This window comes from Streptomyces sp. NPDC003393 (assembly GCF_053589015.1).
Genome location: NZ_JBSFRB010000055.1, coordinates 39,878 through 50,163, shown reverse-complemented (window position 1 = coordinate 50,163; position 10,286 = coordinate 39,878). Strand labels below are relative to the sequence as shown.

Annotated in this window: 6 protein-coding genes; 3 read left to right on the top strand and 3 right to left on the bottom strand. The window is 71.0% G+C overall.

Annotated elements, in window-relative coordinates; all coding sequences use genetic code 11:
- Positions 1–85: 85 nt before the first annotated feature.
- Positions 86–1,276 (bottom strand): globin domain-containing protein, encoded by a 1,191-nt coding sequence (locus ACWDUZ_RS34815; protein ID WP_451635825.1) that lies wholly within the window; start codon positions 1,274–1,276, stop codon positions 86–88.
- Between the two features lie 341 nt (positions 1,277–1,617).
- Here ACWDUZ_RS34815 and ACWDUZ_RS34810 point away from each other — a divergent pair, with 341 nt between their 5' ends.
- Positions 1,618–2,979 carry a glutamine synthetase family protein gene (locus ACWDUZ_RS34810; RefSeq protein WP_451635824.1) on the top strand — a complete coding sequence of 454 codons (1,362 nt, stop codon included), beginning with the start codon at positions 1,618–1,620 and terminating at the stop codon, positions 2,977–2,979.
- Positions 2,980–3,537: 558 nt separating this feature from the next.
- Entirely contained in the window at positions 3,538–6,534 is a 2,997-nt protein-coding gene (locus ACWDUZ_RS34805) for a bifunctional [glutamine synthetase] adenylyltransferase/[glutamine synthetase]-adenylyl-L-tyrosine phosphorylase (protein ID WP_451635823.1), read from the top strand.
- 35 nt (positions 6,535–6,569) lie between these two features.
- On the opposite strand, the gene ACWDUZ_RS34800 is transcribed toward ACWDUZ_RS34805, so the two are convergent.
- Both ACWDUZ_RS34800 and ACWDUZ_RS34795 read right to left on the bottom strand, forming a co-directional pair.
- A complete protein-coding gene (locus tag ACWDUZ_RS34800; RefSeq protein WP_451635822.1) occupies positions 6,570–7,409 on the bottom strand; it encodes a phosphatase PAP2 family protein in 840 nt (279 codons plus the stop codon).
- An 86-nt stretch (positions 7,410–7,495) separates the two neighbouring features.
- Positions 7,496–8,530 carry a LacI family DNA-binding transcriptional regulator gene (locus tag ACWDUZ_RS34795; RefSeq protein WP_451635821.1) on the bottom strand — a complete coding sequence of 345 codons (1,035 nt, stop codon included), beginning with the start codon at positions 8,528–8,530 and terminating at the stop codon, positions 7,496–7,498.
- Between the two features lie 434 nt (positions 8,531–8,964).
- Here ACWDUZ_RS34795 and ACWDUZ_RS34790 point away from each other — a divergent pair, with 434 nt between their 5' ends.
- Positions 8,965–10,239: an extracellular solute-binding protein gene (locus ACWDUZ_RS34790; RefSeq protein WP_451635820.1), complete on the top strand. Its 1,275-nt coding sequence runs from the start codon at positions 8,965–8,967 to the stop codon at positions 10,237–10,239.
- Positions 10,240–10,286 lie beyond the last annotated feature (47 nt).

Sequence of the window (10,286 nt, the reverse complement as noted above, 5' to 3'; positions counted from 1 at the left end):
CGACTGTGTATTTCCAGCTCGCGAACGGAGCCGTGGGCCGGCTGGAGACGGAACGCGAGGGCCGGCCCTTCCGGTTCCGCCTCGCTCAGGCCGCGGCCTGGACCAGCCACATGTCCGAACCGAAGACCTCGTAGTGGATGTCGGCGGGGGCGACACCCTTGCCGATCAGCTGCTCGCGCACGGCCCGCATGAACGGCAGGGGACCGCACAGGTACGCCTGCGTGCCGCTCGCGACGGGGACGTCGGAGAGATCGACCCGGCCGGGCCGCCCGGCGTCCTCGTGGCCCTGCTCGTAGAAGAAGACGGACTGTCCTTCCGGCAGCTTGGCCGCGTACGCCTCGTGGTCGGAGCGCAGCGCGTGGTGGCCGGGGGAGCGGTCGGCGTGCACCACGGTCACCGGGGCGCGGTGGCCGGTGAGCGCGAGCTGCTCGAGCATGGCGACCATCGGGGTGACGCCGATGCCCGCGGAAGCGAGCAGCAGCGGAGCGTCGGTGTCCTCCAGGACCAGGTCGCCGTACGGGGCGGACAACTGGAGGATGTCGCCCTCGTGCACGTTCGCGTGCAGGTGGTTCGAGACCTCGCCGTCGGGGGTCGTGGCACCGCCGCTCACCCGCTTGACCGCGAACTGCCGCTCCGGGGTGCCGGGGGCCGCGGTCAGGCTGTACTGGCGGATCTGCCGGGCACCGTCGGCGAGGCGGACGCCGACCGAGACGTACTGGCCGGCGCGGTAGCCGGGCACCGGCTCGTCGTCCACGGGGCGCAGCTTGAAGGTGGCCACGTCGGAGGTCTCGTCGGTCCGCTCGACGACCTTCCACTCGCGCCAGCCGGTCTGCCGGCTCTGCTCGTAGAGCCGCTTCTCGATGGCGATGAGGGAGTTGGCCATCAGCCAGTAGACCTCGGTCCAGGCGGCGGCGACCTCGGGGGTGACCGCATCGCCGAGCACCTCGGCGATGGCGGCGAACAGGTGCTCGTGGACGATCGGGTACTGCTCGGGCGTGATGCCCAGCGAGGCGTGCTTGTTGGCGATGCGCTGCAGCATCACGTCGGGACGCTCGTCGGGGTTGTTCACCAGGTAGGAGGCGAAGGCGGCGATGGAGCCGGCGAGGGCCTGCTTCTGGCTTCCGTCGGCCTGGTTGCCCCGGTTGAAGAGGTCCCGCAGCAGTTCGGGGTGGGCTTCGAAGAGCCGGGCGTAGAAGCGCTCGGCGATCTCGCCTATGGCCGCGCCCACGGCGGGCAGGGTGGCGCGGACGGTGGCTGCGGACTGTTCGGACAGCATCGTGGAACTCCTCGAAGGCTCGATCGCTCGTCTGCCTGAGACGCTAAAGAAACTTGCATTTGAGATGCAAATTAAACGGGCGTGGTTTCGCTCACGTCTCCTCCACATCTCCCTCACGCGGGCAGGCCCTCGGCCGTTACGGAAGCGCTGCTCAGGGGGCAAGATGGGCGCAGGACAGCACACCCGCCGCACGAAGGTCTCCGGACCGGCGCCAACCGGGCGATCACGCCGCGCAACGCGTGTGAAACGGTGATGTGGTGTGATGCCCTGGGTGCCCGACCGCCTCCCGTGACGACGTACGGACACAGGCGGCCTGACCAGCAAGGATGGGGAAGCGGAAGATGGACAAGCAGCAGGAGTTCGTGCTCCGTACGTTGGAGGAGCGCGACATCCGGTTCGTACGCCTGTGGTTCACGGACGTGCTGGGCTTCCTGAAGTCCGTGGCCGTGGCGCCCGCCGAGCTGGAGCAGGCCTTCGACGAGGGCATCGGCTTCGACGGCTCCGCCATCGAGGGCTTCGCCCGGGTCTACGAGTCCGACATGATCGCCAAGCCCGACCCGTCCACGTTCCAGATCCTGCCCTGGCGCGCCGAGGCCCCCGGCACCGCCCGCATGTTCTGCGACATCCTGATGCCGGACGGCTCCCCGTCCTTCGCCGACCCCCGCTACGTCCTCAAGCGGGCCCTGGCCCGCACCTCCGATCTGGGCTTCACCTTCTACACCCACCCGGAGATCGAGTTCTTCCTGCTGAAGGACCGCCCGCTGGACGGCTCCCGTCCGACCCCCGCCGACAACTCCGGGTACTTCGACCACACCCCGCAGGCCATCGGCATGGACTTCCGCCGCCAGGCGATCACCATGCTGGAGTCGATGGGGATCTCCGTGGAGTTCTCCCACCACGAGGGCGCGCCCGGCCAGCAGGAGATCGACCTGCGCTACGCCGACGCCCTGTCGACGGCGGACAACATCATGACGTTCCGCCTGGTCATGAAGCAGGTGGCGCTGGAGCAGGGCCTTCAGGCGACCTTCATGCCGAAGCCGTTCTCGGAGTTCCCCGGCTCCGGCATGCACTCGCACCTGTCCCTCTTCGAGGGCGACCGCAACGCGTTCTACGAGTCGGGCGCCGAGTACCAGCTCTCCAAGGTCGGCCGCTCCTTCATCGCCGGCCTGCTGCGGCACGCCGCCGAGATCTCCGCGGTCACCAACCAGTGGGTCAACTCCTACAAGCGCATCTGGGGCGGCTCCGAGCGCACCGCGGGCGCCGGCGGCGAGGCCCCCAGCTACATCTGCTGGGGCCACAACAACCGCTCGGCCCTGGTCCGCGTCCCGATGTACAAGCCGGGCAAGACGGGCTCGGCCCGGGTCGAGGTCCGCTCGCTCGACTCCGGCGCCAACCCCTATCTGGCCTACGCCGTCCTGCTCGCCGCGGGCCTGAAGGGCATCGAGGAGGGCTACGAGCTCCCGCCCGGCGCGGAGGACGACGTCTGGGCGCTGTCCAACGCCGAGCGCCGCGCGATGGGCATCGAACCCCTCCCGCAGAACCTCGGCGAGGCCCTGTCCCTCATGGAGAACAGCGACCTGGTCGCCGAGACCCTCGGCGAACACGTCTTCGACTTCTTCCTGCGCAACAAGAAGCAGGAGTGGGAGGAGTACCGCTCCGAGGTCACGGCGTACGAGCTGCGGAAGCATCTGCCGGTGCTGTAAGGGCAGGTAAGAGCGGTTTCACCGCGAGATCGGCTACCGGGGCCGACGGTCATGGACCGTCGGCCCCGTGGCGTCTCACTGCCCTGAACAACCGGGAAGGCCTGCTCCGCAGTGACGATCCATGTATCGATCTCGTCATGAGACGTCCTGATGGCGCTGATCAGCTCCGCCGGCACGTCCAGCTTCGGCCTGCCGACGTCCTGACCGAGCTCCTCCATCGACACTTCAGCGAGCCCCCGAACAGATCACGTGTCCCTTCCCCGTGACGAGCGCCGCCGAGGCCCTGATCGACAGCACCTGGTACACGTACGCGACCTCCGACCACCAGGTCACGCGCATATGGACTCGCGCCTGAGCCACGGCGCCGACAACATGTCTTGAAGCCGCACCGAGCCGGCTGCTGCCCTGGGCCGGCCCAGCGGCCGCCTTCCGCGTCGGACCGGGTACCGGTGCCGTGTCCGCCCGGCGACCCGTGAGGTGTGGGCGTCCCCCGGCGCTGCGGATAGGCTCTGGCCAGGACGATTTTGGTCCGAGGACCTGATCCGATGGGAGGCCGGGATGACGGCGCCGGGGCGCAGGAGCAGTACCTTCACGCGGCTGCTGCGGCACGGCTTCACCGATGCCACCGCCGCCGAGCGGCTGCTGGACGGCCCCGAGCTGGCGCCGGTCAGGAACGACCCGGTCCTGCTGGAGGCGCTGGGCGCGACCGCCGACCCGGACCTGGCGCTGCGCGGGCTGGTACGGCTGCTGGAGGCGCAGCCCTCCCCGACCACCCGGCGGGAGCTGCTCGACACGCTGATAGCGGCCAAACCGCTGCGCGACCGGCTGCTCGGCGTGCTCGGAGCGTCCGCCGCGCTCGGCGACCACCTCGCCCGGCACTGCGGCGACTGGCACGTGCTCGTCACCTACGAGCCCCGGGACCTGCACCCCGGTGTCGAGGAGTTCGAGCGGGGGCTGGCGGAGGCCGAGGACCCCGTCTCGCTGCGCGTCGCCTACCGGCGCTGCCTGCTGTCCATCGCCGCCCGTGACGTGTGCGGCACCACCGGCGTCGCCGAGACCGCCGCCGAGCTCGCGGACCTCGCCACCGCCACGCTGCGCGCCGCGCTCCGCATCGCCCGCACCGCCGCGCCCGAGGACGACGCGGTGTGCCGGCTCGCGGTGATCGCGATGGGCAAGTGCGGCGGGCACGAGCTGAACTACGTCTCCGACGTCGACGTCATCTTCGTCGGCGAGGCCGTCGAGGGCGCGGACGAGCAGGAGGCCCTGCGCGCCGCCACCCGGCTCGCCTCGCACATGATGCGCATCTGCTCCGAGACCACGGTGGAGGGCTCCATCTGGCCGGTCGACGCCAATCTGCGGCCCGAGGGCAGGAACGGTCCGCTGGTGCGCACGCTGAGCAGCCATGTCGCCTACTACCAGCGATGGGCCAAGACCTGGGAGTTCCAGGCGCTGCTCAAGGCCCGGCCGGTCGCCGGGGACGCCGAGCTCGGCGCGCGGTACATCGCCGCCCTCGACCCGCTGGTCTGGCAGGCCGCCGAGCGCGAGAACTTCGTCGCCGACGTGCAGAAGATGCGCCGCCGGGTCGTGGAGAACATCCCCGTCTCCGAGGTCGAGCGCGAGCTCAAACTCGGTCCGGGCGGCCTGCGGGACGTCGAGTTCGCCGTCCAGCTGCTGCAACTGGTGCACGGGCGGACGGACGCCTCGCTGCGGAGCGGGACCACGCTGGACGCGCTGCTCGCCCTCGCCGCGGGTGGCTACGTCGGCCGCGAGGACGCGGTGCAGCTCGGCGACTCCTACCGCTTCCTGCGCCTGCTGGAACACCGCATCCAGCTCTTCCGGCTGCGCCGCACCCACCTGCTGCCCGAGGACGAGGCCGACCTGCGCCGCCTGGGCCGGTCCATGGGGCTGCGCGCCGATCCGGTCGTCGAGCTCACCCGCGAGTGGCGGCGGCACACCGGGGTCGTACGGCGGCTGCACGAGAAGCTCTTCTACCGGCCGCTGCTGGACGCCGTCGCCCAACTCGCGCCCGGCGAAGTGCGGTTGAGCCCCGAGGCGGCCCGGGAGCGGCTGATCGCGCTCGGCTACGCCGACCCCGCGGCGGCGCTGCGGCACCTGGAGGCGCTGGCGTCCGGAGTCACCCGGAAGGCGGCCATCCAGCGCACCCTGCTGCCCGTGCTGCTGGGCTGGTTCGCGGACTCCGCCGACCCGGACGCCGGTCTGCTGAACTTCCGCAAGGTCTCGGACGCGCTCGGCAAGACGCCCTGGTACCTGCGGCTGCTGCGGGACGAGGGCGCCGCGGCGGAGAACCTCGCCCGGGTGCTGTCGGCCGGGCGGCTCGCTCCCGACCTGCTGATGCGGGCGCCGGAGGCGGTGGCGCTGCTCGGCGACGGCGACGGCGGTGGCCTGGAGCCGCGCGGCCGGGCCCAGCTGGAGCAGGAGGTCCTGGCGGCCGTCGGCCGCGCCGAGAGCGCCGAGCAGGGGGTCACGGCGGCACGCGGGGTGCGGCGGCGGGAGCTGTTCCGTACGGCCGCCGCCGACATCGTCGGTTCCTACGGCACCGAGGCCCAGGCCGTCGAGGCCGACCAGGGCGCGCTCGTCGACCTCGTCGGCGGCGCCGTGTCCGACCTGACCGCGGCGACGCTGGCGGGGACCCTGCGTGCGGTGGTGCGCGGGGGGTGGGGGGACATCCTGCCCACCCGGTTCACGATCATCGGCATGGGGCGGTTCGGGGGGCACGAGCTGGGCTACGGGTCGGACGCGGACGTGCTGTTCGTGCACGAACCCCGGGAAGGGGTGGACGAGCGGGAGGCCGCGCAGGCGGCGAACCGGGTGGTGGCCGAGATGCGGCGGCTGCTGCAGAGTCCCAGTGCCGACCCGCCGCTGCTGATCGACGCGGATCTGCGGCCCGAGGGGAAGTCGGGGCCGATGGTGCGCACGCTGACCTCGTACGAGGCGTACTACCGGCGGTGGTCACTGGTGTGGGAGTCGCAGGCGTTGCTGCGGGCGGAGCCGGTGGCGGGGGACGAGGAGCTCGGGCGGCGGTTCCTTCGGTTGATCGACCCGCTGCGGTATCCGCGGGGCGGGCTCGGGGAGGACGCGGTCCGGGAGATCCGGCGGCTGAAGGCGCGGATGGAGGCGGAGCGGCTGCCCCGCGGGGCCGATCCGAAGCTGCACACCAAGCTGGGGCCGGGTGGGCTGTCGGACGTGGAGTGGACGGTGCAGTTGCTCCAGATGCGGCACGGGGCCGAGGTGGAGGGGCTGCGGACGACCCGGACGCGGGAGGCGCTGGCCGCGGCGCGGGAGGCCGGGCTGGTGTCGCAGGAGGACGCCGCGACGCTGGACGAGGCGTGGGTGCTGGCCACGCGGGTGCGCAACGCGGTGATGCTGGTGCGGGGGCGGGCGGGGGACACGTTCCCCTCGCAGCCGCGGGAACTGGCCGCGGTGGGGCGGTACCTCGGGTACGGGCCGGGGCACGCGGGCGACATGCTCGACGCGTACCGGCGGACGGCGCGGCGGGCCCGGGGTGTCGTGGAGGAGCTGTTCTACGAGATGTAGGCCGGCCGGCGGCTTCGCGGGTACCGCCGGGCCGTCTACGCTCTCGCCGGCTGCCATGCCGTTCGGGGCAGGGTGTGGGGCAGCGCCCCGTACCAGGTTCGGGACACCGTGAAGCCGACCGCGAGGCACAGCGCGCCGCCCACCGCGTCGAGCCAGAAGTGGTTGGCGGTCGCGACGATGACCAGGAGGGTGGCCGCGGGGTACACGACCGCGAGGACGCGCACCCAGGGGACGGCGGTGAGCGCGAAGAGCGTCAGCCCGCACCACAGGGACCAGCCGATGTGCATCGAGGGCATCGCGGCGTACTGGTTGGACATGTGCTTGAGGTCGCCGGAGGCCATGGAGCCCCACGTGTGGTGGAGCTGCACCGTGTCGACGAAGTGGCCGCCGGCCATCAGGCGCGGCGGCGCGAGGGGGAAGAGGTAGTAACCGAGGAGGGCGACTCCCGTGGTGGCGAAGAGGGCCAGGCGGGCCGCCGCGTAGCGGCCCGGGTGACTGCGGTAGAGCCAGACCAGCACGCCCACGGTGACCACGAAGTGCAGGGTCGCGTAGTAGTAGTTCATGCCGATGATCAGCCAAGTCACCGAATCGGCGGCATGGTTGATCGCCTGCTCGGCGGCGACGCCCAGTCGGTGCTCCAGGTGCCAGACCCGGTCCGCGTTGCCCAGCGCCTTCGCCCGCTGTTCCGGAACCGCGTTGCGGATGAGCGAGTACGTCCAGTAACTGACCGCGATCAGCAGGATCTCGAACCACAGCCGGGGGTGGCGGGGGGCGCGCGGACACCGGGTGCGGGTGGGCGGGGTGCCGTCCGCGACGGGATGGGAAAGAGCCCGAAGTTCCGGGCCTTCCGGTCGTGTCGCCGTCGTGTCACCCATGGGCACAGAGTCTGCCAGAAAAGACTTCTCGGACAGATCATCCCCTGGTCGGGTCCGGACCGCATGTCCTGGGGTGGGACAGGACCTCAGTGGCGGTTGCGGTCCCCGGGGGCCGATGCCGTGGAGCCGCGCACCACCAGTTCCGGCATGAACACGAACTCGCTGTGCGGTGCCGGTGTCCCGCCGATCTCCTCCAGCAGGGTCCGCACGGCCGCCTGGCCCATCGCCGGCACCGGCTTGCGGATCGTCGTCAGCGGCGGGTCGGTGAAGGCGATCAGGGGCGAGTCGTCGAAGCCGACGACGGAGACGTCCCGGGGCACCTCCAGGCCGCGTTGCCGGGCCGCCCGTATCGCGCCCAGCGCCATCATGTCGCTGGCGCAGACGATCGCCGTGCAGTCGCGGTCGATGAGCGCCGTCGCGGCGGCCTGGCCGCCCTCCAGGGTGTAGAGCGAGTGCTGGACCAGTTCGGACTCGACGACGGCCGACGCCAGGCCGAGTTGGTCCTGCATCGCCCGGACGAAGCCCTCGATCTTGCGCTGGACCGGGACGAAGCGCTTGGGGCCGAGCGCCAGACCGATGCGCGTGTGGCCCAGCGAGACGAGGTGGGTGACGGCCAGGGTCATCGCCGCGCGGTCGTCGGGCGAGATGAACGGCGCCTGCACCTTCGGGGAGAAGCCGTCCACCAGGACGTAGGGCACGCCCTGCGCGCGCAGGCGCTCGTAGCGCTCCATGTCGGCCGTGGTGTCCGCGTGCAGACCGGAGACGTAGATGATGCCGGCGACGCCGCGGTCCACCAGCATCTCGGTCAGCTCGTCCTCCGTGGAGCCGCCCGGGGTCTGGGTGGCCAGCACCGGGGTGTAGCCCTGCCGGGTGAGCGCCTGGCCGATGACCTGGGCGAGCGCCGGGAAGATGGGGTTCTCCAACTCCGGGGTGATCAGGCCCACCAGGCCCTCGCTGCGCTGGCGCAGGCGGACGGGGCGTTCGTAGCCGAGGACGTCGAGCGCGGCCAGCACGGACTGACGGGTGGTGGCGGCGACGCCCGGCTTCCCGTTGAGTACGCGGCTGACGGTCGCTTCGCTCACCCCCGCCTGCGCGGCGATGTCGGCAAGCCGTGTGGTCACAGCACTGGACTGTACCGGTCGCGATCCCCCGTGCCCACCGATCGGGCGCCTGGTGCGTGCCGTGGTCCGGCCCGCTGTGGGCTGCTGCGTCATCGCGTTCCCTCGTGTCGTGGTCGGCGTCCGGTCCCGACGCCCGGTCCGCAACGGGATGATTCCGCCCTCACCACCGTATGGCAAGAGCTTGCAGAGTCTTGCACAAGAGTTCGGTGGGCCGCCGATCCGCGTGAATTCGGGGGCGCGGGGCCCGGACCGGCAGGTCACGGCGGGGTAACTGTCGCGACTTCTTGCATTTTTTTTCTGCAAGGTCTTTCGCGCCGCTGACAAGCGCGGCTACTCTCACCGTCGCCCGGCGGCCGCAACGGCGCAGTCGGCAAGTCTGCAGGAACGGACGGGACCGCTTCCTGCTCACGGGCTTTCACCCTCAAGGAGAACTCATGCGGCGTGGCATAGCGGCCACCGCGCTGGTGGCGTCCCTCGCCCTCGCGGCGACGGCCTGCGGCGGGAGCGACAGCGGCAGCGACAAGTCCGACGGTCCGGTGACCATCACCTGGTGGGACACCTCCAACGCCACCAACGAGGCGCCGACGTACCAGGCCCTGGTGAAGCAGTTCGAGGCTGCCAACAAGGACATCAAGGTCAAGTACGTCAACGTGCCCTTCGACCAGGCGCAGAACAAGTTCGACACCGCCGCCGGCTCCAAGGGAGCCCCGGACATCCTGCGCTCCGAGGTCGGCTGGACCCCCGCCTTCGCCAAGAAGGGCTACTTCCTGCCGCTGGACGGCACCGACGCCCTCGCGGACCAGTCCCAGTTCGAGCCCAACCTGATCAAGCAGGCCCAGTACGAGGGCAAGACGTACGGCGTGCCGCTGGTCACCGACACCCTGGCCCTGGTCTACAACAAGGCCCTGTTCCAGAAGGCCGGCATCACCGAGGCGCCGAAGACCTGGGACGAGCTGAAGGCCGACGCCGCGAAGATCAAGGACAAGGCCGGCGTCGACGGCTACTGGGGCTCCACCCAGGCCTACTACGCCCAGTCGTTCCTCTACGGCGAGGGCACCGACACCGTCGACGCCGCGGCCAAGAAGATCACCGTGAACTCGCCCACCGCCAAGAAGGCCTACGGCACCTGGCTGAGCCTGTTCTCCGGCAAGGGCCTGCACAAGGCCGACACCACCGCCGACGCCTACGCCCACATCCAGGACGCGTTCGTCAACGGCAAGGTCGCCGCGATCATCCAGGGCCCCTGGGAGATCACCAACTTCTACAAGGGCTCCGCCTTCAAGGACAAGGCCAACCTCGGCATCGCCACCGTCCCGGCCGGCTCCACCGGCAAGGCGGGTGCCCCGACCGGCGGCCACAACCTCTCGGTCTACGCCGGCTCCGACAAGGCCCACCAGGCCGCGGCCCTGAAGTTCGTGAAGTTCATGACCTCGGCGAAGTCCCAGGAGACCATCGCCCTGAAGAACTCCACGCTGCCCACCCGCGGCGACGCCTACACCGCCGAGGTCAAGGCCGACCCCGGTATCGCCGGCTACCAGGGCGTCCTGGCCGCCGCCCAGCCGCGCCCGGCGCTGCCCGAGTACAGCTCCCTGTGGGGTCCGCTCGACACCGAGCTGCCCAAGATCGCCGGCGGCAAGGAGTCCCTGGACAAGGGCCTGAGCAACGCCGAACTCGCGATCACCAAGCTGGTGCCCGACTTCAGCAAGTGAGCCCGTGTGGCCGCCGGATTCCCCTGTAAGAGGGAAGGATCCGGCGG

Coding starts and splice junctions, on each gene's coding strand:
- ACWDUZ_RS34815 (WP_451635825.1), bottom strand. CDS start 1,276: ATGCTGTCCGAACAGTCCGCAGCCACCGTCCGCGCCACCCTGCCCGCC.
- ACWDUZ_RS34810 (WP_451635824.1), top strand. CDS start 1,618: ATGGACAAGCAGCAGGAGTTCGTGCTCCGTACGTTGGAGGAGCGCGAC.
- ACWDUZ_RS34805 (WP_451635823.1), top strand. CDS start 3,538: ATGACGGCGCCGGGGCGCAGGAGCAGTACCTTCACGCGGCTGCTGCGG.
- ACWDUZ_RS34800 (WP_451635822.1), bottom strand. CDS start 7,409: ATGGGTGACACGACGGCGACACGACCGGAAGGCCCGGAACTTCGGGCT.
- ACWDUZ_RS34790 (WP_451635820.1), top strand. CDS start 8,965: ATGCGGCGTGGCATAGCGGCCACCGCGCTGGTGGCGTCCCTCGCCCTC.